Source organism: Pseudomonas sp. CCC4.1 (assembly GCF_035019225.1).
Lineage (GTDB): Bacteria > Pseudomonadota > Gammaproteobacteria > Pseudomonadales > Pseudomonadaceae > Aquipseudomonas > Aquipseudomonas bubulae.
This window is the reverse complement of the sequence record NZ_JASJWL010000067.1, coordinates 1-26,751: the sequence shown is the minus strand read 5'-3', so window position 1 is coordinate 26,751 and position 26,751 is coordinate 1. Positions and strand designations below refer to the sequence as shown.

The 26,751-nt window shown below is 58.3% G+C and carries 21 protein-coding genes; 13 read left to right on the top strand and 8 right to left on the bottom strand.

Annotated elements, in window-relative coordinates; translation table 11 throughout:
- Positions 1-92 precede the first annotated feature (92 nt).
- Complete coding sequence (gene norR / locus QN377_RS19835; RefSeq protein ID WP_095018304.1) at positions 93-1,640, bottom strand: nitric oxide reductase transcriptional regulator NorR; 1,548 nt, start codon at positions 1,638-1,640, stop codon at positions 93-95.
- 154 nt (positions 1,641-1,794) lie between these two features.
- On the opposite strand from norR, the gene hmpA reads away from it, so the two are divergent.
- The 12 genes from hmpA to QN377_RS19775 all read left to right on the top strand — a co-directional run bounded on the left by hmpA (position 1,795) and on the right by QN377_RS19775 (position 15,557).
- Positions 1,795-2,967 (top strand): NO-inducible flavohemoprotein, encoded by a 1,173-nt coding sequence (gene hmpA, locus QN377_RS19830; RefSeq protein ID WP_095018305.1) that lies wholly within the window; start codon positions 1,795-1,797, stop codon positions 2,965-2,967.
- 168 nt (positions 2,968-3,135) lie between these two features.
- Positions 3,136-3,645 carry a disulfide bond formation protein B gene (locus QN377_RS19825; RefSeq protein ID WP_095001518.1) on the top strand — a complete coding sequence of 170 codons (510 nt, stop codon included), beginning with the start codon at positions 3,136-3,138 and terminating at the stop codon, positions 3,643-3,645.
- Between the two features lie 810 nt (positions 3,646-4,455).
- A complete protein-coding gene (gene cyoA, locus QN377_RS19820; protein WP_095001517.1) occupies positions 4,456-5,394 on the top strand; it encodes a ubiquinol oxidase subunit II in 939 nt (312 codons plus the stop codon).
- 3 nt (positions 5,395-5,397) lie between these two features.
- Positions 5,398-7,422, top strand: a complete 2,025-nt coding sequence (cyoB, locus tag QN377_RS19815; protein WP_095001516.1) for a cytochrome o ubiquinol oxidase subunit I — start codon at positions 5,398-5,400, stop codon at positions 7,420-7,422.
- Between the two features lie 3 nt (positions 7,423-7,425).
- Positions 7,426-8,049 (top strand): cytochrome o ubiquinol oxidase subunit III, encoded by a 624-nt coding sequence (locus tag QN377_RS19810; RefSeq protein WP_095001515.1) that lies wholly within the window; start codon positions 7,426-7,428, stop codon positions 8,047-8,049.
- Complete coding sequence (gene cyoD / locus QN377_RS19805; protein WP_016779556.1) at positions 8,049-8,375, top strand: cytochrome o ubiquinol oxidase subunit IV; 327 nt, start codon at positions 8,049-8,051, stop codon at positions 8,373-8,375. The genes QN377_RS19810 and cyoD overlap by 1 nt, the downstream gene beginning before the upstream one ends.
- Before the next feature lie 11 nt (positions 8,376-8,386).
- On the top strand, positions 8,387-9,274 hold the full coding sequence (gene cyoE, locus QN377_RS19800; RefSeq protein ID WP_095001514.1) for a heme o synthase: 888 nt from the start codon (positions 8,387-8,389) through the stop codon (positions 9,272-9,274).
- Positions 9,275-9,523: 249 nt separating this feature from the next.
- On the top strand, positions 9,524-10,261 hold the full coding sequence (locus tag QN377_RS19795; RefSeq protein ID WP_095018306.1) for a hypothetical protein: 738 nt from the start codon (positions 9,524-9,526) through the stop codon (positions 10,259-10,261).
- Between the two features lie 696 nt (positions 10,262-10,957).
- Complete coding sequence (locus QN377_RS19790) at positions 10,958-11,650, top strand: ABC transporter ATP-binding protein (RefSeq protein ID WP_322213544.1); 693 nt, start codon at positions 10,958-10,960, stop codon at positions 11,648-11,650.
- A complete protein-coding gene (locus tag QN377_RS19785) occupies positions 11,644-12,849 on the top strand; it encodes an ABC transporter permease (RefSeq protein ID WP_240882077.1) in 1,206 nt (401 codons plus the stop codon). Before QN377_RS19790 ends, QN377_RS19785 begins: the two co-directional genes overlap by 7 nt.
- A gap of 37 nt (positions 12,850-12,886) precedes the next feature.
- On the top strand, positions 12,887-14,305 hold the full coding sequence (locus QN377_RS19780) for a TolC family protein (protein WP_095025470.1): 1,419 nt from the start codon (positions 12,887-12,889) through the stop codon (positions 14,303-14,305).
- Positions 14,306-14,351: 46 nt separating this feature from the next.
- Positions 14,352-15,557 (top strand): efflux RND transporter periplasmic adaptor subunit, encoded by a 1,206-nt coding sequence (locus QN377_RS19775; RefSeq protein ID WP_232527628.1) that lies wholly within the window; start codon positions 14,352-14,354, stop codon positions 15,555-15,557.
- A gap of 129 nt (positions 15,558-15,686) precedes the next feature.
- Here the strand turns inward: QN377_RS19775 and QN377_RS19770 are convergent, their stop codons facing one another.
- From QN377_RS19770 to QN377_RS19740, 7 genes are all read right to left on the bottom strand, one after another.
- Complete coding sequence (locus QN377_RS19770; protein WP_095025469.1) at positions 15,687-17,030, bottom strand: spinster family MFS transporter; 1,344 nt, start codon at positions 17,028-17,030, stop codon at positions 15,687-15,689.
- A 40-nt stretch (positions 17,031-17,070) separates the two neighbouring features.
- On the bottom strand, positions 17,071-18,531 hold the full coding sequence (locus QN377_RS19765; protein WP_095018310.1) for an amidase: 1,461 nt from the start codon (positions 18,529-18,531) through the stop codon (positions 17,071-17,073).
- Positions 18,532-18,611: 80 nt separating this feature from the next.
- On the bottom strand, positions 18,612-19,910 hold the full coding sequence (locus QN377_RS19760) for a carbohydrate porin (RefSeq protein ID WP_095018311.1): 1,299 nt from the start codon (positions 19,908-19,910) through the stop codon (positions 18,612-18,614).
- 366 nt (positions 19,911-20,276) lie between these two features.
- Complete coding sequence (locus QN377_RS19755; RefSeq protein ID WP_322213541.1) at positions 20,277-21,788, bottom strand: PLP-dependent aminotransferase family protein; 1,512 nt, start codon at positions 21,786-21,788, stop codon at positions 20,277-20,279.
- Between the two features lie 14 nt (positions 21,789-21,802).
- Entirely contained in the window at positions 21,803-23,197 is a 1,395-nt protein-coding gene (locus tag QN377_RS19750; protein ID WP_322213539.1) for a TolC family protein, read from the bottom strand.
- A 2-nt stretch (positions 23,198-23,199) separates the two neighbouring features.
- Positions 23,200-24,789, bottom strand: coding sequence for an MDR family MFS transporter (locus QN377_RS19745; protein WP_095001505.1), 1,590 nt, complete (start codon positions 24,787-24,789; stop codon positions 23,200-23,202).
- Positions 24,782-25,864 (bottom strand): HlyD family secretion protein, encoded by a 1,083-nt coding sequence (locus tag QN377_RS19740; RefSeq protein WP_095018314.1) that lies wholly within the window; start codon positions 25,862-25,864, stop codon positions 24,782-24,784. The genes QN377_RS19745 and QN377_RS19740 overlap by 8 nt, the downstream gene beginning before the upstream one ends.
- A 107-nt stretch (positions 25,865-25,971) precedes the next feature.
- Between QN377_RS19740 and QN377_RS19735 the strand changes: the two genes are divergently transcribed.
- Positions 25,972-26,667, top strand: coding sequence for a CerR family C-terminal domain-containing protein (locus QN377_RS19735; protein WP_095001503.1), 696 nt, complete (start codon positions 25,972-25,974; stop codon positions 26,665-26,667).
- The last annotated feature ends 84 nt before the right edge of the window (positions 26,668-26,751 follow it).

Sequence of the window (26,751 nt, the reverse complement as noted above, 5' to 3'; positions counted from 1 at the left end):
AGATGTGTATAAGAGACAGGAGCAGGCTCGCTCCCACAGTTGCAGTGTTCCTGCAGCTGTCGAGCCTGCGCTCCTCGGCAGTTGCTACGGGATCAGGGTTTCAGGCCCAACCGTTTGGCCATGCGGGCCAGGTTTGCCCGGTCAAGCCCCAGCTCCCGCGCCGCACTGGCCCAGTTGTGCTGATGGCGTTCCAGGCAGGTGCTGATCAGCTGGCGCTGGTAATTTTCAGTGGCCTGGCGCAAGTCGCCCACGGCATCCGGCAGGTTCTGGGGGGCGATCGGCGCAGCGCTGGCGCCGGAGGTCGGCAAATCCAGATCCGCCGCCGTCAGGGTCAGGATGCGCGGCCGCGTGCTGCAATTGCCCAAGGCTTTAAGGGCGCTGCGGCCAATCAGGTGTTCCAGTTCGCGCACATTGCCCGGCCAGGAATACTGCACCAGCGCCGCCTGCGCGTCGGGACTCAGGCGCAGGCTGCCCAGGCCCATGCGCGAGCGGTTTTGCTCCAGAAAAAAGCCGCTCAGCAGCAACACATCACGGCCGCGTTCGCGCAAGGCTGGCACCCTGAGCGGGTAAACGCTAAGGCGATGGTAAAAGTCGGCGCGGTAGCGACCGCTGCGCACTTCTTCGGCCAGGTCGCGGTTGGTGGCTGCGATCAGGCGTACGTCGACCCGGTGCTCCTGATCCGAGCCCAGGCGTTGCAACTGCCCGCTTTGCAGCACCCGCAACAGCTTGGCCTGCACGGTCAGCGACAGCTCGCCCACTTCATCCAGAAACAACGTGCCACCGTTGGCAAGCTCGAACTTGCCGCGTCGGTCGTTGGTGGCACCGGTAAAGGCACCGCGCACATGGCCGAACAGTTCGCTTTCAACCAGCGTGTCGGGCAAGGCCGCGCAGTTAAGGCTGATCAGCGGTTTGTCTGCCCGTGGCGAGGCTGCGTGAATGGCCTGGGCCACCAGCTCCTTGCCGACACCGGTTTCACCGGTTATCAGTACCGTCAGATCGCTGCCGCCCACCAGGGCAATTTCTTCCAGTAAGCGTTTGTGCACCTTGCTCTGGCCGATCAGCTCCTTGTTGGGCGAGCCATTGGCTTGCCGATAGAGTTCGGCCTTGCGCTGCTCATCCTCGACCCGCAACGCCAGCCGTTCGATCCGTTGAGCCACATTGACCGTAGCGGCAGCCAGGCTGGCAAAGGCCTGCAGGTCATCCAGCGAGACCGGCTCGAAGCGTTTGGAATCCAGTGCGTCGAGGGTTAGCAGCCCCCATGGGCGCTCTTCGACAAACAGCGGGCAGCCCATGCAGTCGTGGACTTCCAGGTGTTCGGCCAGCCCGTCGACCAGGCCGTCGTAGGGGTCTGGCAGTTCGCAGTTGCTGGGGAAACGGGTGGGCCCTGGACTTGCGAGCAAAGCCTGAAAGCGCGGGTGCTCGCTGACTTTGAAGCGCCGCCCCAGGGTGTCCAGGCTCAAGCCATCAACAGCCAACGGCACCAGCCATTCGCCATCCAGTCGCAGCAGGGCTGCGGCATCGCAAGGCAGCAGGGTGCGCAGCGCGTGCAGCAAGCGGCGATAGCGTTCGCTCTCGGGCAGATCACGGGACAGATCGTCCACCAGCGGCAGCAGGGTGGTCAGTAGCAGTTTTGCAGTCATTTTGACCTCGCGTAGTCTTTATGACTATATAGTAACTCGTGTCAAAATGACTATGTTTGTATTAACTTGCTGATTTTAAAGGGTTTAATTGTTGGCACGGAAACTGATAAGTAAAGGGTAATTGTTGAAGCCTAAGTGCTCAGGAGTCACCCATATGCTTACTGCTCAGGATCGTGCCATCGTTAAATCTACCGTGCCACTGCTGGAAAGCGGCGGTGAAGGGCTGATTACACACTTCTATCGCATGATGCTTTCGGAATACCCGCAAGTGCGTTCGCTGTTCAACCCGGCCAACCAGGCCAGTGGCGACCAGCCGCGAGCACTGGCCAACGGCGTGCTGATGTATGCACGGCACATCGATCAGCTGGACCAGTTGGGCGATCTGGTGGCCCGGATCATCAACAAGCATGTTGCGTTGCAAATCCTCCCTGAGCACTACCCAATTGTTGGCAGCTGCCTGCTGCGGGCTATTGAAGAAGTGCTGGGCAGCGACATCGCGACCCCGCAAGTGCTCAGCGCATGGGGAGCGGCCTACAACCAGTTGGCCGATATCCTGATCGGTGCCGAAGCTGCCATCTACGACGAAAAAGCTGCAGCACCCGGCGGCTGGCGCGGCGGGCGCGAGTTCAAACTGGCTGCCAAAATCCAGGAAAGTGCTGAAATCACTTCGTTTTACTTCCGCCCGGTAGACCAGCAACCGATCCTCGACTTTGCCCCGGGCCAGTATATTGGTCTGAAACTGATGATCGATGGCGAAGAAGTGCGTCGCAACTACTCACTGTCGGCGCTGGCTCAGGTCGGTCGCTACCGTATCAGCGTCAAGCGCGAGAAGGGTGGGGTGGTGTCCAACTTCCTGCACGACCGTCTGAATGTGGGCGATACCCTGGAGCTGTTCCCGCCAGCGGGCGACTTCACCCTGGCCAATAGCGAAAAACCGCTGGTGCTGATCAGTGGCGGTGTGGGCATAACACCGACCCTGGCGATGCTTGAAGCGGCCCTGGCGACAAAACGCCCGATCCACTTTATCCACTGTGCCCGCAATGCCGATGTGCATGCCTTCCGCACATGGATCGATGAACTGGCAGACCAGCATCCGCAATTGAAGCGTTTCTACTGCTATGACGAGCAGGGCGAGTCTGCAGATCATGTAGGGCTTTTGACCGAAGAAGTACTGGCTCAGTGGTTACCGCAAGAGCGTGACCTGGATGCCTACTTCCTGGGGCCAAAAGGCTTTATGGGGGCGGTCAAGCGTCATCTCAAAGCCCTGGGTGTGCCGGAGCAGCAAAGCCGCTACGAGTTCTTCGGCCCGGCAGCCGAGCTGAAGTAGGGCGCGTGGCAGCTGCCGAGGAACAAAGGCTGCTACAAGAAGCAGGCAAGACCTTAATCCCCCATTAATCCCCTTGCGCCACTTTTCCTGCAACGTTCAGATACATCCAGGCCCGGGGTCTGGGTGTAAACTGTGCGGCTTACACATAATCAGGCAAAGGGACGCGGGATGACCAATGACATGTTGCAACTGGGCCGGGAGAAACGCTTCCTGGTCCTGCTCGGGGTGATCTGCCTGGCGCTGATCGGCGGCGCGCTGTACATGCAGATCGTGCTCGGCGAGGCACCTTGCCCGCTGTGTATCCTGCAACGCTATGCACTGCTGCTGATCGCGATCTTTGCCTTTATCGGTGCAGCCATGCCTGGCCGGCGCAGCCTCACCGTGTTTGAAGTGCTGGTGGTGCTCAGTGCCATCGGTGGTATTGCCGCCGCCGGGCGCCACGTCTATATCCTCGCTCACCCGGCCGTGAGCTGCGGTCTTGATGTGTTGCAGCCAATCGTCGATGGTCTGCCGTTGGCAGCCGTGTTCCCCCTGGGGTTTCAGGTCGACGGGTTTTGCTCCACCCCCTATCCGCCGGTGCTTGGTCTGTCGCTGGCACAGTGGGCACTGGTGGCCTTTGTAATGACTGCGGTGCTGGTGCCACTGGGCATCTATCGCAACCGGAAACAATCGAGCTGAGCCAGCCACCAATTTTTGCTTGAGCAGCCTCGTGCTTCCTTCGGCAGTGCGGGGCGTTTTTTTGTCCCTGCGCAAATGTAAAGAAGGCGTGATCCTCACGTCGAAAAAGGCTGTGCGACACTGCGACATATTGTCACGCGCAGGGTGTCGCAGGGCTGGTTTTGGTCTGACCAGTGGTCTTTTAAACGTATGACTTCGTGTAACCCAGCTGAGGCATTTTGACGCTGGCAAAGGGGTTGAAATCAGGGTTGCGAGACTCAACGCAAATCGGCTGTAGCCCTTTTTATTTGGGCGTTCAGGCGGGGTCAGGGGGGTGTGTTCATGCGCTAAAAAGGGGCATAAAAGTGCAGGGCTAAAGACGTGCTACAACTCTGTTTCAAGGGGGGCTTGAACGCTTGGCGTAATAATAGGCAGGGATTGTTACCGTACCCGATAAGAATTATTTCGGGATGAGACATGGTTTATAGAGAGCTACCTAACTACAATCGCCCGCACTGAACGTCCAGCCTGCTCATCCCTGAGCCCAAGCGGGAAGTTGAAGGCCGACTGGGTTGTTCAATACAGGCGTCCCATGCGACTCCCAGGTACTGGCAACCCTTCTAAGTTCCGCACCAAATGGAATTGGTCTGTGACAAGGCCATTGACCACGTATCGAATAAGAAATCACTGCTAACCCGGAATTTTGCCCGTTCGCCTGATGGTGATAGAGCAGGCTTTCATTCAATTCCGGAAAAGAGCCAACCCTTGGCAGGGCGAAGTGTTGGCGAAAAAAACCAACTGCATTGTGCAAGCTGTTTTAGAGGTCGTGAGATGACTAAAAAAAGGTACCCCAGACTCCTTGGCTTATTGCCACTTTTCGGCACGCTGCTGCTGGGAGGTTGCAACATGACATTGCTCGATCCGGTGGGGCAGGTCGGGATCGAAGAGCGGAATCTGATCATCACTGCAACACTGCTGATGCTTCTGGTCGTGGTGCCGGTCATCATTATGACCCTCGTCTTCGCGTGGAAATATCGCGCGTCGAACACCAGCGCTACCTATACACCTAAATGGTCGCACTCCACCAAGATCGAAGTCGTGATCTGGACTGTGCCAATTCTGATCATCATCGCCCTGGGCGTGATCACCTACAAGTCGACCCACGCGCTGGACCCTTATCGTCCGCTCGAGTCCGACGTCAAGCCGATTACCATCGAAGTGGTGGCAATGGACTGGAAGTGGATGTTCATCTATCCGGAACAGGGTATCGCTACCGTCAACAAGATCGTGTTCCCGGCCAACACCCCGGTCAATTTCCGTATCACCTCTGACACGGTCATGAACTCGTTCTTCATTCCAGGCCTGGGCGGTCAGATCTACGCCATGGCCGGCATGACGACCAAGCTGCACCTGATTGCCAACCGCAACGCTGAAATGGAAGGCATCTCTGCCAACTACAGCGGTGCCGGTTTCACGGGCATGAAATTCAAAGCGATCGCGACTACTCAGGCTGATTTCGATGCTTGGGTAAGTGAAGTCAAAGCATCACCTAAACAGCTTGACCAAGCTGAATACGAAGCCTTGAGCAAGCCAAGTCAGAACAACCCCGTTGAACTGTTCTCCTCGTACACACCGAACCTGTTTCAGAAAATCGTCGACAAGTACGAAGGTATGACGCCAGGCAAGCCGGTGAAGCACGAGAAGAAAGAAGTGGCCGGGACCGATGTGGTGGACATGAGTTCGCATTCAGCTGCCGGGGCAGAGGAGTAAACGATGTTTGGTAAATTAAGTTGGGAAGCGGTCCCGTTCCACGAGCCGATCGTGATGGTGACCATCGCCATGATCGCGCTGGGTGGTCTGGCACTGTTTGCAGCAATCACGTATTTCAAGAAGTGGACCTACCTGTGGACCGAATGGCTAACGTCAGTCGACCACAAGAAAATCGGCGTGATGTACATCATCGTCGCCATGGTCATGCTGCTGCGCGGCTTTGCCGACGCAATCATGATGCGTACCCAGCTGGCCATGGCCACCGAGGGTTCGCCTGGCTACCTGCCACCTGAACACTATGACCAGATCTTCACCGCTCACGGTGTGATCATGATCATCTTCATGGCGATGCCATTCTTCACCGGCCTGATGAACCTTGCAGTGCCGCTGCAGATCGGCGCCCGTGACGTGGCCTACCCGTTCCTCAACTCCCTGAGCTTCTGGCTGCTGGTGTCCGGCGTTGTGCTGGTCAACCTGTCGCTGGGCGTCGGCGAGTTCGCCAAGACCGGTTGGGTTGCCTATCCGCCGCTGTCGGGCTTGCAGTACAGTCCGGGCGTGGGGATGGATTACTACATCTGGGCTCTACAGCTATCGGGGTTAGGTACGACGTTAACCGGGGTTAACTTCCTGGCGACCGTACTGAAGATGCGTGCTCCAGGCATGAAACTGATGGACATGCCGATCTTCACCTGGACCTGCACCTGGGCAAACGTCCTGATCGTGGCTTCGTTCCCGATCCTGACCGCTACCCTGGCACTGCTGACACTTGACCGTTACATGGATTTCCACATTTTCACCAATGAACTTGGTGGCAATCCAATGATGTACGTCAACCTGTTCTGGGCGTGGGGTCACCCTGAGGTGTACATCCTCATTCTGCCGGCGTTCGGTATCTTCTCCGAAGTTATCTCCACGTTCACCGGCAAGCGTCTGTTCGGTCACCACTCGATGGTCTACGCCTCCGGCGCGATCTCGGTGCTGGGCTTCATGGTTTGGCTGCACCACTTCTTCACCATGGGTTCGGGTGCCAGCGTCAACGCCTTCTTCGGTCTGGCGACGATGCTGATTTCGATCCCGACGGGGGTGAAGCTATTCAACTGGCTGTTCACCATCTACCAGGGCCGTCTGCGCTTCACCAGCCAGGTTCTGTGGACCCTGGGCTTTATGGTGACCTTCGCCATCGGCGGCATGACTGGCGTACTGCTGGCCATCCCGGGTGCTGACTTCGTACTGCACAACAGCCTGTTCGTTATTGCTCACTTCCATAACGTGATCATCGGCGGCGCAGTATTCGGTTACATCGCAGGCTTCAGCTTCTACTTCCCGAAAGCGTTCGGCTTCAAGTTGAACGAAACCTGGGGCAAGCGCGCGTTCTGGTTCTGGATCGTCGGCTTCTTCATCGCCTTTATGCCGCTCTATGCACTGGGCTTCATGGGCATGACCCGTCGTCTGAACGCCAGCACCAACCCTGAGTGGGTGCCTTACCTGTACGTAGCCCTGTTCGGCGCAGTACTGATTGCCATGGGTATCGCCAGCCAGCTGATCCAGCTGTATGTCAGCGTCCGTGACCGCAACAAGCCAGAGAACGCCTGCGAATTCGGCGATCCATGGAATGCTCACACGCTGGAATGGTCGACTTCGTCGCCACCACCGTTCTACAACTTTGCTGTACTGCCAAAAGTCGACGGTATCGACCCGTTCACCGAAGCCAAGGAAAACGGCACTGCGTACCAGGTTCCGGCCAAGTACTCGCCTATCCACATGCCTAACAACACCGCTACCGGTGTGTACATGGGTGCTTTGCTGACCGTCTTCGGTTTCGCGATGATCTGGCACATCTGGTGGCTGGCCATCGTGGGTCTGGTAGGTACGGTTGTTGTCTTCGTTGCTCACGCCGCCCGTGACGACCAAGGCTACATGGTGCCGGTCGAGACCATCGAGCGTATCGAGGCCGAGCAGCACAAGCGTCTGGTAGCCGCCAAAGCAATTCCGGCTACTCGTGTTGAAACCAAGTTGGAACAGGCTTAAACCATGTCGAACTTAGCGACCACTGCTGGACACGCTCATGGTCACGACCATGAGCATGAGGAACACCACGACGCGGGCGAGACAACCATTTTTGGTTTCTGGCTCTACCTGATGACCGACTGCATCTTGTTTGCATCGATCTTCGCGGTATACGCGGTATTGGTAAACAACGTTGCAGGTGGCCCGTCGGGCCACGACATCTTCGAACTGCCGTACGTACTGGGTGAAACTGCCCTGCTGCTGTTCAGTTCGATCACCTACGGCTTCGCCATGCTGGCGTTGTTCAAGGGCAAGAAACAGCAGGTGCTGTTCTGGCTGGCCATGACCTTCCTGCTCGGTGCAGGCTTCATCGCCATGGAAATCAACGAGTTCCACCTGTTGATCTCCGAGGGCTACGGCCCTAGCCGTTCGGGCTTCCTGTCTGGCTTCTTCACCCTGGTCGGTACCCACGGTCTGCACGTGACCAGCGGTCTGATCTGGATGGCGATCATGATGTACCAGGTGCAGAAAAACGGCCTGACCTCGACCAACAAGACCCGCCTGAGCTGCCTGAGCCTGTTCTGGCACTTCCTGGACGTGGTGTGGATCTGCGTATTCACCGTTGTTTACCTGATGGGGACTTTGTAATGGCTAACGCACATTCCGACGGCGCCAACCACGGCAGCGTGAAGTCCTACGCGATCGGCTTCATCCTGTCGGTGATCCTGACCGTTATTCCGTTCGGGCTGGTGATGTACCCATCGCTGCCCAAATTCACCACCCTGGCGATCGTACTGTTGTTCGCCGTGGTGCAAGTGGTTGTTCACCTGGTGTACTTCCTGCACCTGGACCGTTCGCCTGCACAACGCAACAACGTCACCGCGCTGGTATTTGCTGCGCTGGTAATTGTGCTGCTGGTGGGCTTGTCCCTGTGGATCATGTTCAGCATCCACACTGAAATGATGGCGAAGTGAGGTAAGACCCGATGTCCTTCAAGCACTTTATCCAAATCACCAAACCGGGGATCATTTTCGGTAACGTGCTTTCTGTGGCAGGCGGGTTCTTCCTGGCCTCGAAGGGGCATTTCGATCTTGCCCTGTTCCTGGCTGCGGTAATCGGCACCTCCCTGGTGGTAGCGTCCGGTTGTGTGTTCAACAACTGCATCGACCGCGACATTGACATCAAGATGGACCGCACCAAGAACCGCGTACTGGTTCAAGGCCTGATCTCCCTCAAGGTGGCGCTGGTTTACGCCACCCTGCTGGGGGGCGCCGGCCTGTACCTGTTGTATCGCGTAGCCAACCCGCTGGCGGCTCTGTTCGCCGCGATCGGTTTCGTGATCTACGTCGGTCTGTACAGCCTGTACTTCAAGCGCAAGTCGGTTCACGGCACGCTTATCGGCAGTCTGTCGGGTGCAATGCCTCCGGTCATCGGCTATGTAGCTGTGAGCAACAGCTTCGACATGGCTGCAATGACCTTGCTGGTGATGTTCAGCCTGTGGCAGATGCCGCATTCCTACGCCATCGCGATCTTCCGCTTCAACGATTACCTGGCTGCATCGATTCCGGTGTTGCCAGTGAAGCGCGGGATCAAGGTTGCCAAGAAGCACATCCTGCTCTACATCCTCGCGTTTCTGATCGCGACCCTGATGCTCACCCTCGGCGGTTACGCCGGCATGAGCTACATGGCCGTGGCTGCTGCGATGGGCATGTACTGGCTGTACATGGCGTGGACGGGCTACAAGGCCGTCGACGACAAGGTCTGGGCACGCAAGCTGTTCGTGTTCTCGATCTTCACCATCACCGCGCTGAGCGTCATGATGTCCCTGGATTTCAAAGCGCCTGCCGAGTTGTTACTGACTTACGCGCACTGATCTGTCCAGAGTGAAAAACCCCGCCTTCGAAAGAAGAGCGGGGTTTTTTTATGCGGAAATTCACGTGTGCAAATTGGCTCAGGGGGGGGCTACACACCGGAAATGTTTGGTGGTTGGTTTGTTTTTTTGCTGTTTTCCTACTGATTGCAAAGTCTAGGCCTACATTATTTGTTTTTTTCTGATGCTCAAATACAACGGCTAAATTGAGTTTGTAAATTTGTTCAAAAACTAAATGATCAGGTGCCTATAATGCTTTCAGCTAGTTTTAAAAAAACTATTGCAGTACTTGCTCTCGGGTGTGCGTCTGTGGGGGCCGTATCTTCTGTTCAAGCCGGGAATAAAATGTCCCAGGAACAGCTTCAGAAACTGTTAACCCAGGAATACATTAAAAAAGCTGAGGAGCGAGCGCGTCTTCAAAAACAAGCCCAACTCAGAAATGAAGAGGCACGAAAAAAAGCGGCCGCCGTACATGCAAAAAATGATGCCATCGGCGAACAAATCCGAAAGCGAGTGGCCGCAGATAAAGCACAAAAAGCAGCAGATAAGGCCGCAAAATTAGCAGCACGCAGAGCCGAAACGCTAAAGAGTGCAAAACAAAGCCATGCAGCCAGAAAAGCATCGCAGGTGCCTGTAGGGCCAGCGGTACAGAGCGCATTGGCATTGAGTTGCAGTGCGTCGGGTGTGACTGCGCAAATTGAAGGCGTAAGCTCTATTACTCCGCTTGTTAGCGGGAAGCATACCGTTGTGCAGGTTACAAAATACAAAATCACCCCTGTGGACCGTTCACGTTTTTATGGGAGCGTCTCCGCATCATTTTTTATTACCGGCGAGCAGCTTACTGGGGCGAAGATTTTTAAGATGAGTGATAGCTGGACCCCAGCCAATATTGTACTGCGTACCTATGCACCAGCACCTGAGTTTAGTGTCAACTTATCAGCGAATGGTAAAGTGCAAAAATTTTCCTGCGTTCTGCGTAAGAAATTCTAAGGTTACCAGCGTATAAAATCCGCGGAGGCGTACATAGAGATGCCAGGGTGGTGTTTTGAGCGTGGTTGCACTGCGTGGGGCTGCAGTATTTAAAAAAATAATGAAATACTAGGTCGGCCTTTTTATTCTTTGATTTGTTTGTTCGACTGTTGCGGCGATTGGAACTCAGTTTTAGTTCTGGCTGTTGTTCGGGTTGAGTCAGGAAGACAGTCCGCCCTGATATGGGCTTTCGCTCGATTGTCAGGGAAAAAACGTCATGCTTTTCGGCGCCTGAACACTGAGCTCTGATAATGCGGTACGACCCTTGTGAGTATATAGATGCGATGGCTCGAAAGCTGGCAGCCGAGCTGTTTCTGGTCACTCTGAACCGGCTCGCTTAAAGTTAGCATAAGCGGGTACAAGTTCTATATGTTCTGGGGGCGTATTTTATTGAGCTGGTCGCGTGGTCTTTACCTACATATTGTGAGGCGAGCCCCTACATTTTCTAGTGTCGGCCAGTGATTAAATGTGTTTGCTGGTTAGGCGGTTTTAATTGTAGTGGGCTCAAAGTTTTAAAATTCAGAGATTTTCTATGCCTTCATTTTTATGTGAGCAGCCAACTGTTCTTTGTTCTTCTGGTCGTTTGTCAGTCCCAGCTATTTATGTTTGTGCATGGGTCGAATACAGGTCTGACGGGCAGGGGGGGGCGGTGTTGTCATGAGCAGCCCGGCATGCATTTCAATGAAGGGGGTCAGCAAGAGTTATGCGTGCCAAGGGGGAGGGAGCCCGGTCATAAGCCACGTTGATTTTCATATCGCGGTCGCAGACTCCTGCGCCATTATTGGTCCGTCCGGATCCGGTAAAAGTACATTGTTGGATATAATCGGCCTGCTGGACTTTGCCGACGCGGGTGAGTACCTGTTTATGGGACGCCCTGTCACAAAAAAACAGAGTGACGAGTTGGCAGCCCTGAGAAAGAAGAACATCGGATTTGTCTTTCAGAATTTCAATTTGATCCCCCGTTTAAATGTTGTCGAAAATGTAGCCTTGCCGCTTCGCTATCACGGGGTTGACCGCGGGCAATCTCTGGAACGGGCGATGCTGATGTTGCAACGGGTCGGGATGGCTCATCGCGCAGGCTACAAGCCTGCCGATCTGTCGGGAGGGCAAAAGCAACGCGTCGCTATTGCCGGGGCTCTGGTGGGGCAGCCATCCCTGATACTGGCTGACGAGCCGACCGGCAGCCTGGATGGCCAGACGGCCAGTGAAATTCTCGAGCTGTTGCTGTCGATCCAGAAAGAACAAGGCGTCACATTATTGATTGTTACCCACGACCCACTGGTTGCAGGCCTTATGCGCAGGCAAGTCCGTGTATGTAACGGGCGGGTTGAGGAGGCGGGCAAGTGCTAGCCCTGATGACTTTCCTGCCTCCATCACTGCTGCAAGTGGGCGCAGATGCAGCAGACAGTTTTCGCACGCTGGGCAAGCGCTCGATTCTCGCCTTGTTAGGCATCGTGATAGGTAGCGCCTCGATTATCGCAGTCATCAATATCGGGCATAACGCACGGCAGGAGGTCGCAAGTGTCTTCCACAACATGGGCGTCGATACATTTGCGGTGAGTTTCTCTGTCAAGCAAGGGCGGCAAGCGTCACCTCTCTCTATCGAGGCTGCAACATTCAGGAAGTTGGTCCTGGAAGGTCTGTTGATCGCTCCTGCAGCGATAGTGCCTGCCCAGGCCGGATTTAACCACCGGACTATCAATATCCGCCTGGTAGGAACCGAGCCTTCCCTGTTAGACGTGATGAAACTGTCGTTAGCGTATGGGCGGTTTTTGCATCCCTTTGATCAGGACGAAAATGTGGTTGTGCTTGGTCACGATATCGCAACCTCACTGAGCAGCGATGGAACTCTGATCAAGACCGGTGACTGGCTCAAAATCAATAACTACCTGTTTAGGGTTATCGGTGTATTGCAATCTCGAACGCACTCACTGATCAGTCCGGTCTCCGCCGATCTTTCAGTTTTTGTACCGTTGCAGGCCATGAATCGTGTGGCAAGCGAGGCCAGAATAGATGATTTGGTTGCGCGTATCCCCCTTCACAAAAAAAGTGAAAACGTAGCCTCGACCTTCGGTGAAATGCTGACCCGTACTTTCAAGTCCCGAGACATTGAGGTGGTTACACCTGTGCAAATGATCGAGGGGATGAATAGCCAGAATCGCACTTTCCATTACCTCTTGATGGCCTTGGGGGTCATCACGCTGGTAGGCGGCGGAGTGGCGGTGATGAACGTTATGTATATGAACGTTTCTGAGCGCCGTAGTGAAATAGGTTTACGTATGGCAATGGGTGCCCGCCGTCAGGACATTCGCAATTTGTTTCTGATCGAAGCCGCTGCGCTTAGCGTTTTAGGGGCTGTGTTGGGCGCTGGGCTGGGCATGGCACTGGCTTACATTTATGCCCAAGTATCGGGTTGGGCGTTCGCCATGGCATTCAGCGCCATCCCCTTGGGCGTCACAAGCACGGTTTTGGTCGGCGTGTTCTTTGGTTTGAAACCTGCCATTACGGCTTCTCGCCTGACTCCGGTGGAGGCCCTGCGTGATTATTAAAACAGGACTGATTCTGGCCGTGGTGTGCGGTGTGGCGATGCAATCCTTGGTGGCATCTGCGCAAACAGACGTGCCGGCCCCTAATGCTCCCCCCACAGCCTTGATGAGTCAGCACTCGATTGATTTGTCGTTGGTCGAAGCCGTGTCTCTGGGCTTGCGCCGCAACTACAACATACGCAGCCTTAAACTTCAGCGCGTGCGAGAGAAGTTCGACTTGTTTGTCGCTGATGACATGTTTAACCCCAAGCTCAAGCTCATTGGCACTCACAAACTTTCCAAAGGGAGCGTGGACAGCAGTCGTGCAACAGGTATTGGGCCTTCGGTGAGCCTGCTGGGTGAGTATGGGAGCAACGTGGAATTGAGCTGGAACCAGGAGTTCAATGCCACGAGAAACTCGGGTGATTTGAGCAGTAATGGCCTCGCGTTGACCTTGACTCAACCCTTGCTTCGGGGGGCGGGTAAAAACGTCACAACTGCGCCCTTGCGCTTGGCGAAATTGGCTGAGCAAGTCAACCAGCTTAATTTGAAAGCCAGTGTGTCCCAAACCATTTACGAAATCATTGCGGCTTATCGCGTACTGCTTAAAACCCAGAATCAGGTGACGATCGCCACGCAGGCGCTGGAACGGGCAGTCGCTTTGCTCAAGGTCAACAAGCAACTGATCACAGCAGGACGAGTAGCCGAGTTTGATGTTGTGCAGATCGAGGCGGATATCGCGAGTCAGGAGCTGGCGGTGGAAGATGCAAAGAATCAGTTGGAGGCGAGCCGCTTGTTGCTGCTCAAGCTTTTGGCGCTTGACCTATCAACGCCCGTGCGCGCCAGTGACAGCTTGCGAGTGACCCGGCTTGAACTGGATCAGGCGACGGCATTTAAAGTGGCACAGGCCAAGCAACCCCAGTACTTGAGCACGATTGTGCAGAGCGAACAGGCCTCGATCAACCTGCTGCTTGCCAAAGACAAGGTCCGTTGGGATTTTTCTTTGGTGGCGGGTGCCTCTCAGCAGCGCGATCAACACAGCCTCAACGGTTCTGCCAGGGCCTGGGACACTTACGCGGGGCTCAAACTGGAAATTCCCATCAATGATCTCAGTACTCGCCAGGGCAAGGTCCATGCCCAGACAGCGTTGGAACAACAGCAATTGCTGCTGGAGGAGGCTCGGGTTGATTTGCAGCGCCAGACTACTGACGCAGTACGTAGCCTGAATACCCAGTGGCGTCAGCTTGAAATTTCCCAGCGGGTGATGGACCTGTCCAGGCGCAAGCTGGCGATAGAGAACGACAAATTGAACGCAGGCCGATCCAGCAACTTTCAGATCATCAGTTTTGAGTCAGACCTGCGGGCCGCTGAGGAAGCGAACTTGAGCGCAAAAATTTCATATCTGGATGCCAGGTCCCAGTTGGATGTGCTGTTGGGCGTAATGTTGGAGAGTTGGGAGATCTCACTTGAGAGTTTTTGACAGAATCCAGGCTTCGAAGAGGCGTTGGAAATTTCTCGCAGCGGGAGTGCTGGTATTGAGCTTGATACTGGTATTTATCGTACCCGAAGCCCCGCACGGCACTGACTCCTGGGTAGCGGTTAACAGTCGGAACCTGGAGCATGAAATCGGGCTGGTGGGTAAAGTTGAGCCGGTTGAGACAGCCATTCTCACGGCGCCTTTTGAAGGTTTTGCCTTGGACAACAATTTGAGTCCAGGTATGTATGTTGAAGAGGGGCAGGCTCTGTTGACCCTCGATACCAGGTTGCAGGAAGTCAAAGTAAGGGACGCTTTGGCCAGCAAGTTGAAAGCGCAGCAGACTGCTGCAGCGTTTCGCGTTTGGGATACGGGCTCGGGAGTGAGGCAAGCCAGGCAGGCGCTAAGACTGGCCGAGCTGGCCATGCAGAGGCTTGACCTTGAGCTTGCCCAGGTCAAGACGCTTTATCAGAGCGGCATTGTATCTCGCAACGAGCGAGATACCTTGAAGCAACAACGTGACCAACAATTGCTTGAGGTGACCTCAGCCAAAGCACAGCTCAAAGACATGCTGGCTGTTGGCAAGGGCGAGGGCAAAGTCATAGCTGATATGGAATACCAGAATGCATCCATTGCTCATGAGCGGCTAAACACGATGCTGGAGCAAAAGACGATCCATGCCCCGTTTCCGGGAGTAGTGCTATCCATTGGCGCACCCCAATCGTCAGGGGGCGAGCCGGGGTCTCTTCACAAAGGAGCGTCTTTGGCCCAAGGCCAACAAATACTCAAGTTGGCCAACATATCTGGGCTTAAGGTCGTCACCCAGGTGTTGGAGTCAGACGTCAACAAGTTCTCCCTGAATCAGCCAGTAGCGATCCATGGGGAGGGTTTTTCGGTGCCGAATTTAAACGGTTATGTAAGCGCCATCAGCCAGTTGGCTGTGCCGGATGATAGCAGCAGCTCAGCAAGATTCCCGATCACGATCACCGTCAATGATCCCGAGGATGGTGACCTGAAAAAGGTGAGGCTAGGTATGAGTGCGCACATGACGATCGTGACCTATAGCAATGAAAACAGCTTGGTCATTCCTCACGGTGCAGTTGAGAAGGAAGGGGACGCCTACGTCATACAGTATCGCGAGCGTCTAGACGCACCCGTGGTGCGGCGTGAGGTTACGATCGGCCAATCGACTGTCGAAGGGGTTGAGGTATTCGGTCTGGACCCTGGATTTGTTCGTGTGAAAGCAGACCCTCGGTAACTATTTACATCAGGCTTTTTGAGCGCTAAATATCTGTGGTAACCGGGCTTGCCCGCGATGGCCCCGCCGCAGTCGACCAGATGAGTCGAGTCGCCGGCATCGCAAGCAAGTCTGCCCCCACCAACAGAATTACGCAGTCTGCAGCTTGTTCGTCGGCAACACCGGCAGTACATTGGCAAGACCGGCTGCGATCCCGTACGGCCGCAATACGCTGATCAATAACCCGCTCGCCAGCAGATACCCCCCGGAACAGATGACCAGCGACCAGCGCAGGGCATTGATGCCCATTAGCGGGGTCAGGTGATCACTCAGCACACCCACGGCCAATGGGCCGAAACCTGCACCGATGGCCATGATCCCGAAGTTGTAGAGGGCGATCATGGTTGCGCGGCGCTCAGGCGCCACCAGTTGGGCAATGGCGGTGTAGCTCGGTGCCATCCACCACATGCCGAACACCGACATGCCAAACATGAACACCGTTGCCTGGGGCACTTGCAGCGCACCCAGCGTCCAGGGATGACCGGCCGGGTACAGCGCGAAGGCAATCGACATCGGCAAGGCCAGCAGTGCCCCGACGATCGGCACGCCCAATTGCCAGCGGCTGTCGCGTTGGGCCAGGCAGGCGCTCAACCAGCCGCTGGACAGAGAGCCGATAATGGCCCCCGGCCCGGCCGCCAGGCCCATGATGATGCCTGCGTCCTTGAGCGTCAGCCCGTGGCTGCGTACCAGAAATGCAGTGCTCCAGATACTGAACGCATAACTGGCAAACGCCAGCAGCGCCCCGGCCAGGGCAATACGTACAAAGGTTTTCGACGCCCAGGCCACGCGCATCACTTGCATCACGCTTTCATGGGGCACGGCTGGGCGCGACTCACGGGCTTTCTCCCATAAGCCGCGCAATGGTTCGGCAGCCGTAAACCGCAGCAATACAGCGGCAGCGATACCAGGCAGCGCCATCCAGATAAAGGCTTCGCGCCAGCCGTGGTAGTACGCGATATAGGCGCCCAGGCTCATGCCCAGCAAGGCGCCGATGGGCGCTCCGAGCATAAATACGCTGATGGCCTTGGAGCGCTGATGGGGCGGGTAGAGGTCGGCGATCATCGACATCGATGCTGCGCCGCTGCCCGACTCGCCCACTGCCACGCCGATGCGTGCCAGGGCCAGAGTCCAGAAGTTACTGGCAAAGCCGCAAAGCATGGCCATCACGCTCCAGAACGCACAGCACCAGCCGATCAGGTTGCGCCGATGGCCACGGTCGGCAAAGCGCCCCAACGGGATCGCAAACAGGCAGTAGACCAGAGCAAAGGCCAGACCTGTAAGCAGGCCGATCTGGGTATCGGAAACGTGAAATTCGGCCTTGATCGGTTCAATCACAACGCCCATGACCTGACGGTCGATCAGGCTGACCGCCGAAATCAGGAACAACACAAACAAGGTGTAATGACGGCGAAATCCGGAGATTTGGTTATTCATCATTTCAATCCCATCGAGCAGTGTTCATCGGTTGAGTGGCTTACAGCGGTGCGCGTCGATCAGCCCAGGGGCTTGCCTGTTCGAGTTGCCCGGCCAATTGGAACAACAGGTCTTCGCGGCACCAGCCTGCACTGAACATCATGCCGATGGGCAAGCCGCTGCTGCTGGTGCCCAGCGGCACCGACATGGACGGCTGGCCACTGACATTGGCCAGTACGCTGTAGCCGATGCTGCCGATGATGCCCTGGATGTAGTGCGGGTAATCCTGATCCAGACTGGCCACTTTCAGTTCGGGAGTGATCTGCGAGGTGACCGGACTGAGCAGCAGGTCATAGTCGTCGAACAGGTGTTCCATGCGACTGCCGATCAATTCGAAACTGCGTCGGGCACGGTACAGGTTTTCGGCGGTGGCCGAAGTGGCATTGTTGACCAGATAACGGCTGACGGGCTCCAGCTCGTCAGCGTGCAACGGGCGGCCGAGGACGGTTTCGCGGTCACGCACGGCGGCCAGCAGTGCGGCTGCACCCACGGCGCCGTGAGCGCCGTATACCTGCTGCGGGTCGACGGGCAGGGTCACGGGGTCTACCCGATGTCCGAGGCCCAACAGCAGATCAACAGTAGTGTTCAAAACGCTGCGGATATCGGCGTCCAGTTCCAGGCCGGTCATGGCCTGATCGACCACGCCGATGCGCAACGAACCGGGGCTGCGTCGCACTGCCTCGCTGTAGCTTATGGCCTGTGGCGCGAGCCAGTAGGGACTGCCTTTTTCATGACCGTGACTGACGTCCAGCAACAGTGCCGAGTCGCGCACGCTGCGTGATACCACATGACCGCAACTGGCACCGAACCAGCCTTCGAAGGTGTCCGGGCCCTGAGGGGTGCGATAGCGCGTGGGCTTGAGGCCAAACAGGCCGCAATACGACGCCGGGATGCGAATCGAGCCGCCGCCGTCGGTGGCGTGGGCCACGGGCACGATGCCTGCGGCCACGGCTGCCGCCGCACCGCCGGATGAGCCGCCTGCGCTGTGGGCCAGACTCCACGGATTGCGCGTCTGGCCCCACAGTGAGGATTCGGTGGTGGTGGTCAGGCCGTACTCGGGACTGGTGGTCTTGCCGAAGATCAGCATCCCGGCGGCCTCGTAGCGCTGCACGATGGTGCTGTTGCGCGTTGCCGGCGGCGTGTCGGCCAGCATTCTTGAGCCGTTGGTGGTCAGGGTGCCAGTCAGGTAAGTGTTCAAGTCCTTGAGCAGCATCGGCACCCCGGCCAATGCTCCCAGCAGCTCGCTGCCGGCGTGGTGACGGGCCCTGAGCACGCTGTTGGCATGCTCGTCGTGGCGCATGTTGACCGCATTGACCAGCGGGTTTACCGCATCGCAGCGCGCCTGGGCGGCGCTGAGCAGCATCCGGGGGGTCAGTTCGCCGGTTTTGACCGCAGCGACCATGGCTGTGGCGTCCAGCGCCAGATAGTCGCCGGTGGACAGTTGATAACGTTCATCGCTCATGTTCTACGACCTCGCATTAGCACCTGGGCCTGCGCTGCAAAGGACCAGGTGACGGGTATATACGGCTGGGGGCTGGCGCTTTAAAACAGGAAGTTCAGCGATTCCTGGAGCAACAGGGCATCGGAATGGATCGGCGTGAATACCGGGTTCTTGGTGTAGGTCAGACCGCTGATCAAATACACGCCGGGGATCAGGCGGGCCGCATAGGAAGCGGTTACCGCCAGGGTGTAGGGCGCCGCTTCCATGCCATAGCTCCTGGTCACGTCGCGCAGATCCTTGCTGTAGTAGCTCTTGGTCAGGCCCACGGCGGCCATGTCGGCAGGGCGGCTGGCGAACGGGCCGACATTGAAGGCACTGACCTGGAATGCCTTGTTGATGGCGTTGACCGAGTCAGGCGAGTAATCAAGTTTGCTGTCCAGATACCAGCCGCGGGCATCGCCGTAGGGCTTGGTCACCTGCACCGTCTCGGCCAGGTATACGCCGTAGTTGTTGTCCGACTTTTCACCGGTGGTGAACTCGGTGTAATGGCTGGTGTTGTACATGGCCCCTGCGCGCAGCCACATGGCGTTGGAACTGGCCGACGGCGCCTGCTTGTAGCCGAACTCATTGATCAGCATGGCGCGGGCATCCGGCACCTTGAGGCGCAATCCGCTGGGGTTGAGGTCGACATCCTTCTGGATGCCTTCGGGGCTGACGCTGCGGGTCAGGGCGGTGCTGTTGTAGAAGCGCAGCGACGGGTCACGCACGATCACGTTGACGGTTGGGGTCGGCTCGGTAGCCGACATGCCGACCTGAAATGGCACCACGCTGCTTGGCCCCAGGGCGGCGGTCGAGGCACTGCCCCCCAGCGCCATGCCATAGAACAGGCGCACGCCGGGTATGAAGCCGTATTCCAGTTCCAGCTGGTGATTGAAAAAGGACTGGTTGATGGCAAATACCGAGACGGTTTTGACCCGCGGGTTGGCCGGGGTGTAGGTCGAGTCCACCCAGTTGCCGGCCAGTGTCAGCTGCGCGTCATTGGCAAAACCGATGCGGGTCAGATCGTAAGTCAGGTACAGGTTGAGCGACGTGTTGTAGCTGGGGTTCTGGCCGTTATACACCTGCTTTTTCGCGTTGTTGCCCAATACGTCATAGGTGTAACCGTTATACGAGGTGGCGGTAAAACCGATGCCATGCTCGGCCAGCTCCTTGCGCAGCCCCCACAGGTCCGGCTTGATCCGCGCGCAAATGGGCACGTTCTTGAATGCCAGTTCGGCGCGGGTCAGCAGCTTTTCATACTGGGCACATTCGGGGGCAGCGGACGTGTCGGCTGCCAGCGCATGCGGGGTAAAAGCGAAGGCGGCAAGGCTGACGGCTAACGGATACTTTGCGTAAAACATAGTGAGAGTTTCCCATCCTTAACGTTTTGTTTTCAGGACGACGCCAAGTGCTTTGGTGGTCAGCAGTAGTACTGCATATCCGTGACCAGCGAATGGGGCCAGCGGGGACTATCGATAGGGCCAGGGGCTGGTAGTGCGACTACCGTGCGGGAGCCGGGGTTGCGGGAGCCGGGCTTGGCCGCGATGGGGGCACTGCGGTGGGCCAGATGCAGCGCGTTGCCCGCGATGGGATCACTGCGGTTTGCCAGATGCACCGTGTTGCCCGCGATGGGAGCACTGCGGTTTGCCAGATGCAGCGCGTTGCCTGCATCGCGGGCAAGCCCGCTCCCACAGGGGCAACGCAGGCGCTGTTGTGGGGCAAATGGCTCAGCCGCGCACAACTGCAGGTCGTTTCGCGTGGGCGTTGATCACCAGTCCCAGCTCGCGAATGCCGGGGGCAATCAGCTCCTGGGCGATGGAGCCAAACCCCAGGCGCAGGCAAGGCCGGGGCAGGGTGTCGGGCTCGACGCAAAACGCACTGCTCGGGTCAAACAGCACGCCCTTGGCCAACCCTTCGTAGTACAAGCTCAGCAAGTCGTGCTCGCCGGCCAGCTTGAGCCATAGCGTGGCGCCGCCGCTGGGCATGACAAACTCCGCATCCGGCAGCACTTCACGCAATGCGGTGGCCATCGCCCCGGCCCGCAGTTGCAGTTTTTCCCGGGCCTGTTGCAGCAACCGATCGTAGTGGCCTTGTTGAATAAACAGCGCGGCGGTGATCTGGTTGTTGCCCGGGATCTGGCGGATCATCAGCCGTTGCAGCTGGCGCAGTTGCTCGATCACCGGTGCCGGGGCAACGATGTAACCGATGCCCAGCCCCGGGGACAGCAACTTTGACAAACTGCTGAGGTAGATCACTCGCTCCGCCGGGTCGGTGGCCTTGAGCGCTGGCAGGGCGCGGCCGTCGTATTCGGTCTCGGGGTCATCATCGTCTTCGAAGATCACCTGATCGTGCATCTGCGCATGTTCAAGCAAGGCCTGGCGCCGGCCCAGGCTCATGGTCACACCGGTCGGGCACTGGTAGCCGGGTGTGCAATACAGATAGTCGCAGGCTGCCAGTGCCGGGGATATCTGCAATCCGTGTTCGTCGATGGGCAGCGAGACCATGTGCGCGCCATCGTGGGCAAAGGCATTGCGCGGATCGCGAAAGCCCGGCTCCTCGACCCCGACTACGCTGCCGGGGCGGGCAAACAGGCGCGCGAGCAGGTAAAAACTCTGCTGGCGGCCCAGGGTCAACAACACTTGATCATGGGTGGCGGCAATTCCGCGGCGCGGCAACACGCGGCGGATCAGTTGATCGATCAGCTGGCTGGCGCCGACGTTCTCGCCTTCCTGCCACCAACGATCCACGGCCTTCAATTCCATTGCCTGACGGCTGCACTGGCGCCACTGGGTGAGCGGGAATTGCCGGGGATCGAACTGGCCGTAGATAAAGGGGTAGCGCACTTCACGCCAGGTGGGCGGGCGGTCCATAAACGCCAGCGGGTTGCGCGCCAGGTGCATGCGCGAGGCCCAGTCAGGTGGTTGCGCAGCCTGTTCGGGCAGAGGCCGGGTGGTCTGTGTCGGAATGATGGCGCCGCATACAAAAAAACCGTCACGGGGCCGCGAATCGACATAACCCTCGGCTACCAGGCGTTCGTAGACCAGTACTGCGGTATTGCGCGAAACCCCGGTCAGCATGGCCAGATCACGGCTCGATGGCAGCCGTGTACCGCCAGGCAAACGCCCGTCGAGCATGGCCGTGACAAACGCGGTGCACAGCTGCACCTGCAGCGGCTCATCGTGCCTGCGCACTTTGGGCAGCAACTGGCGCCACATCAAATCGTGCTGACTGGAGCGCATGGTCTATCCGGAAATCAGGTCGGGGAACGCCACCCTAACCCAAGACTCTTTTGCAGGGCTATGTAGTCCTTGATCAACTGACCGTCACTGTGAACCCGGTCCTGTTCGGCGCGGTAGCGGGTGCGTTCGGCGTCCAGCCAGTCGAGCACGCTACTGGTACCGGCGCGGTATCGCTGTTCGGTGAGGGTGGATGCGCGTACGGCGCTGGTTTCGACCCGGCCCAGGGTGCCCCTGCGCTGGCGTTCGTTACCGTAGCGGGCCAGTGCCACATCGGCATCGCGCAGGGCACCGAGCACGCTGCTGCGGTACCTGGCCAGGGCCTCGTCGCGTCCGGCTTCGGCCTGTTTGACCTGGGCCTGCACGCGGCCAAAGTCCAGCCAGTTCCACTGCAGATAGGGGACACCCAGGGCGCTGAGGTTGTCCTTGCGCAACAGATGGCCCGGCGCGCTGGCGCTGAAACTCAGGGAGCCGAACAGGCTGACCCTGGGAAATGCCGCCGCCTTGTGTTCTCCGATCTGCGCGGTGCTGGAGGCCAGCCGGCGTTCTGCAGCGCGGATGTCGGGGCGCTGTTGCAGCAACTGCGCCGGGTCACCGATATTGACCATGGCGGGCAGTGCCGGCAGCGCGGCTTCGGTGCCCAAACGGGTGTCCAGGGCGCCGGGCTCGAGACCGCTGAGCAAGGCCAGTTCGTCGAGGGATTCAATCACTTCCAGCTCCAGGGCGATGGACGCGGCACGGGTGGTTTCGACCTGGGTGGCGATGCGTTCACGGTCCAGTTCCGAGGCGGTTCCCTGGGCCAGGCGCTGCCCGGTAAAGTCCAGCAACTGGCGCTCAAGCTGTTCGGACTGGCGGGCGATGCGCAGCCGCTGTTGCTGGTCGCGCAGGCCGATATAGGCCTGGCCCACTTCAGCGGCCAGTTGCACATGGGCGTCGGCCAGATCCGCCTGTACGGCATTGGCTTCGGCACTGGCTGCTTCTACCGCGCGGCGGCTGGCGCCGAAAATATCCAGCTCCCAGCTGGCATCAAAACCGCTCAGGTACAGGTGGGTGGCGTCGGTCTGGCTGTCACCCGAGCCGGTGTAAAGCGCCGCTGCCGTGGCCGAGCTTTTGGGCATCTGGTTGCTGCGTTTTTCCGCCAGTCCGGCGCGGGCCTGGCGTAACCGCGCGGCGGCCGCTTGCAGATCGGGGCTGTGGCCCAGTGCACTGTCGATCAACTGGTTGAGCACCGGGTCATTGAGGTCGCGCCACCATTCGGCAACCTGTGCTGTTTGCGCTTGGGTGCCAGCCACCTGACGGGCAAAGTCCCTGTCTTGCAGGTGGCTGTCGGGTGCCGCGTGATAGTCCGGGCCCAAGGTGCAGCCCACCAGCAACAACGGACCCAACAGGCTCAAGGGTTTGCAAGCGATCATGGTCAGTGTCCTGTGTTCAATGGCGTACCGGCAGGCGGTTTTTTTAGAAAGAGGGCGAGGGGCAGACACAAAAGCAAGGCGATGCCGAGCACGTAGAAGGTTTCGCTGTAGGTCATCACTTGCGCCTGAACCTGGATCTGCCCGGCCAATTGACCCAGTGCCTGGAGCTGGGCATGGGCGAGATCGCCGTGCTCAGCGAAAAAGCCCTGGGCGGACGCTGCAAGCTGAGTGTGAGCTTCGACCGACTGTACGCTTACGGCATCGCGCAAGGTGGCGTCATGGAAGCTGCTGCGCCGCTCGATAAACGTCCCCAGCAGCGCCAGCCCCACCGAGCCGCCGAGGTTGCGCGCCATGTTGTAGATACCCGCAGCCTCACCCGCCTCGTGGGCCGGCACGCAGCTCATGGAGGCCTGATTGAGCGGCATCATCGCCATTACCTGGCCCAGGCCCAGCAGCAGTTGGGTGCGAGTGAAATTCTCGCCCACGCTGTCGGCGGTCAGCCCCATGGCCAACAGGCAACTGCTGGCCAGGCAACCGAGGCCAAGCATGACCATGATGCGGGTATCCACGCGGCCAAGCAGGCGTGGCAAAACAGGCATCATCAAAAACGCCGGCAAACCCGACATCAGCATCACCGCTCCGGATTGCTGAGCATTGAAACCGGCAATATTGCTCAGAAATTGCGGCAGTACAAAAGCCACGCAATACAGTCCGCAGCCCACCACAAATACAATCGCGATCACGCTGGCAAAGCGCGGATTGAGCAGGAGTTTCAGACGCACAATCGGCGTCTTCGACAGCCTCTGGGCAATCAGCAGCAAGGCGATCCCGGACACCGCCAGCAGGCTCAGGCCGATGATGTGCGAAGACTCGAACCAGCGCTCGCGATTGCCTTCTTCGAGTACCACGGTCATGGCGCTAAGGCCCACGGTCAGGCCGATAATCCCCAGCCAGTCGGCCTTGATAAACGCTTGCCAGTTGCTCGGGCTTTTTTTCAGACCCTGACTGAGCATCACCAGCAGCAAGGCGCACACCGGAATGTTCAGAAAGAAACACCAGCGCCAGCTGAAATTTTCGGTCAGGGTGCCGCCCAATACCGGGCCCAGCAGTGGCCCGAGCAGTACGATCAGGCCGAACATTGTCATGCCGATGGGCATTTGATGGCGCGGTAAGCGGGTGGCCACCAACACCTGCGCCGTGGGAATCATGGCCCCCCCGGCAAAGCCCTGGCCGAGCCGGCCAATGACCATCTGCGGCAAGGTTTCGCTAATGCCGCACAGGATCGAAAACAGACTGAACAGAATCGCGTTGCCGATCAGGAAATTGCGCAGCCCGAACACCCGTGTCAACCAGGCGGTTAACGGGATCATGACAATTTCAGCCATCAGGTAGCCGGTCGAGATCCATGTGCCTTCGGTGCCAGAGGCGCCAATCTGGCCCTGAATCTGAGGCAGGGCGGCGTTGGTGATGGAGATGTCCAGCGTGGCCATCAACGCGCCCAATGCGCCAGCAAAGACCACAATCCAGTCGCTGGTACTGGCGTTTGCCCGGGGCGGTTGCAGCGCTGCGGATGCAGCAACAGCACTAGCCACGATGGGTGTCGACGTCGACAGTGGCCGACAGCCCCGGCATCCACTCAATGCCTTTATCGGCAGAGGGGTTCAGGCGAATGCGCACCGGCACCCGCTGTACGATCTTGGTGAAGTTGCCGGTGGCGTTGTTGGACGGCAGCAGGGCGAACTGTGAGCCGGTACCGGGCGACAGGCTTTCAACCACACCCTCAAATTTTATCCCCGGCCAGGCATCGATATGCACCGCCACGGTCTGGCCGGGGTGCATGCGCTCGATCTGGGTTTCCTTGAAGTTGGCGGTCAGGTAGACCTCATCGAGGGGCACTATGGTCATCAGGCGCGTTCCGGGTTGCAGGTATTGGCCCACCCGCACCGAGCGGCTGCCGACGCGGCCGGCCAGGGAGCTGTAAACCACGGTGTCCTGTTCATCAAGCTTGCTTTGGCGGGTGCTGGCCTGGGCGCTGGCCAGTTGTGCACGGGCTTGTTCAATGGCGGCGCGCTGGGTGTGCAATTGGCGCTGGGCAACGTTCAGTGCCGCCGCCTGGGCAGCCCGCCTTGCGCTGGCCTGACGCAGGGCGTTGCGCAGCTCGGCCATGCGCTCCTGCGTCTCGGCGCCACTTTCGGCCAGGGGCGCGTAGCGTTTGACCTGGGCGGCGGCGTACTGCTCGTTGGCGCTTTCGCCTTCCAGCTGCGCCTGCACCTGGGCAATGGACGCGCCGTGCTGTTCAAGCTCGGCTTCGCCCCGGGCAATATCGGCCTCGGCTGCGCGAATGGCCGCTTCGGATTTTTCCCGCGCAGCCTGATAAGTCCGCACATCGAGGCGCACCAGCGGCTGGCCGACGCTGACGTTCTGGTTGTCGCTGACATACACCTCGCTCACCGTGCCTGCGATCTTGGCGGCTACGCTCAGGCTGTCGGCCTGCAGGTAGGCGTCGTTGGTGCTTTCGATAAAACGCCCCACATTCCACCAGTGTGCACCCCATATGGCAGCACCCAGCAGCGCGCCCAGGCCGAGAGCACCCAGCGCCAGGGTTTTACCAGGCTGGCGTTTGGGCCTGATCTTGATCGATGGGTCTAGGGCCTGATGTGCGGTCATGGTGCTCTCAATTGTTATCGGTTGTAACAATTATTACGATCGGTAAAGTTATGTCAATCGATATAAATTCAGGCACACTCGCGTCTTCATCGATCAAGGAGAAGCCCATGACCACGATTCACCGGCGCCGACCTGCCAGCGAAGGCGGCTATACGTGTGGGGATGAAACCAGTGCGCGGATTATCGAAGCGGCCCTCAACCTGTTTGGCGAGCGTGGCTACGAGGGCGCTTCGACCCGCGATATCGCCGAATTGGCGGGGGTTAATGCACCGGCGCTCAATTACTACTTCAAGAACAAGGAAGGGGTGTATAGCGCCTGCACCGAGTACATGGTGGAGCGGATCTGGGATTACCTGGCGCCGACCATCGAAGCGGCCCAGGCGCTGCTGGGCACGCGGCCGGACACCGAACAGCTGATCGACACCTTCTGCGCCATCCAGAGCAAGATTGCCGAATTCATGCTGGTGTCCAACCGTACCAACAGCTGGCGCAAGTTCTATGCGCGGGAGCAGGCGGGGCTGGGCCCCAGCGCCGGTGAAGAAATGATCAGCCAGCGTATAGGCCAGCGCATTATCGGCGTGACCAGCGGAATCATTTCGCGGCTGATGGGCCCGGATGCCAGTGATGAAGAATGCATCCTGCGCTCCATGACCCTGACCGGGCAGTTACTGCCGTTTCACCTGACCCGCACCAGCTCGCTGAAGTCACTGGGCTGGGACACACTGACGGCCGAGCGTTACGCCATGCTGATGGGCATTGTGCGCGAGCAGACCGTGACCCTGTTGCGCGGGTTGGTGCGCTAAGACCTGCAATGGGTTGGCGGCTTGTGGGTGTAAAAAAAAAAGGGGGGGGGGGGGGGGGGGGGGGGGGGGGGGGGGGGGGGGGGG

Excerpts from the sequence above, each read along its gene's own strand:
- norR (WP_095018304.1), bottom strand. The coding sequence starts at position 1,640 with ATGACTGCAAAACTGCTACTGACCACCCTGCTGCCGCTGGTGGACGAT.
- hmpA (WP_095018305.1), top strand. The coding sequence starts at position 1,795 with ATGCTTACTGCTCAGGATCGTGCCATCGTTAAATCTACCGTGCCACTG.
- QN377_RS19825 (WP_095001518.1), top strand. The coding sequence starts at position 3,136 with ATGACCAATGACATGTTGCAACTGGGCCGGGAGAAACGCTTCCTGGTC.
- cyoA (WP_095001517.1), top strand. The coding sequence starts at position 4,456 with ATGACTAAAAAAAGGTACCCCAGACTCCTTGGCTTATTGCCACTTTTC.
- cyoB (WP_095001516.1), top strand. The coding sequence starts at position 5,398 with ATGTTTGGTAAATTAAGTTGGGAAGCGGTCCCGTTCCACGAGCCGATC.
- QN377_RS19810 (WP_095001515.1), top strand. The coding sequence starts at position 7,426 with ATGTCGAACTTAGCGACCACTGCTGGACACGCTCATGGTCACGACCAT.
- cyoD (WP_016779556.1), top strand. The coding sequence starts at position 8,049 with ATGGCTAACGCACATTCCGACGGCGCCAACCACGGCAGCGTGAAGTCC.
- cyoE (WP_095001514.1), top strand. The coding sequence starts at position 8,387 with ATGTCCTTCAAGCACTTTATCCAAATCACCAAACCGGGGATCATTTTC.
- QN377_RS19795 (WP_095018306.1), top strand. The coding sequence starts at position 9,524 with ATGCTTTCAGCTAGTTTTAAAAAAACTATTGCAGTACTTGCTCTCGGG.
- QN377_RS19790 (WP_322213544.1), top strand. The coding sequence starts at position 10,958 with ATGAGCAGCCCGGCATGCATTTCAATGAAGGGGGTCAGCAAGAGTTAT.
- QN377_RS19780 (WP_095025470.1), top strand. The coding sequence starts at position 12,887 with ATGCAATCCTTGGTGGCATCTGCGCAAACAGACGTGCCGGCCCCTAAT.
- QN377_RS19770 (WP_095025469.1), bottom strand. The coding sequence starts at position 17,030 with ATGAATAACCAAATCTCCGGATTTCGCCGTCATTACACCTTGTTTGTG.
- QN377_RS19765 (WP_095018310.1), bottom strand. The coding sequence starts at position 18,531 with ATGAGCGATGAACGTTATCAACTGTCCACCGGCGACTATCTGGCGCTG.
- QN377_RS19760 (WP_095018311.1), bottom strand. The coding sequence starts at position 19,910 with ATGTTTTACGCAAAGTATCCGTTAGCCGTCAGCCTTGCCGCCTTCGCT.
- QN377_RS19755 (WP_322213541.1), bottom strand. The coding sequence starts at position 21,788 with ATGCGCTCCAGTCAGCACGATTTGATGTGGCGCCAGTTGCTGCCCAAA.
- QN377_RS19750 (WP_322213539.1), bottom strand. The coding sequence starts at position 23,197 with ATGATCGCTTGCAAACCCTTGAGCCTGTTGGGTCCGTTGTTGCTGGTG.
- QN377_RS19740 (WP_095018314.1), bottom strand. The coding sequence starts at position 25,864 with ATGACCGCACATCAGGCCCTAGACCCATCGATCAAGATCAGGCCCAAA.
- QN377_RS19735 (WP_095001503.1), top strand. The coding sequence starts at position 25,972 with ATGACCACGATTCACCGGCGCCGACCTGCCAGCGAAGGCGGCTATACG.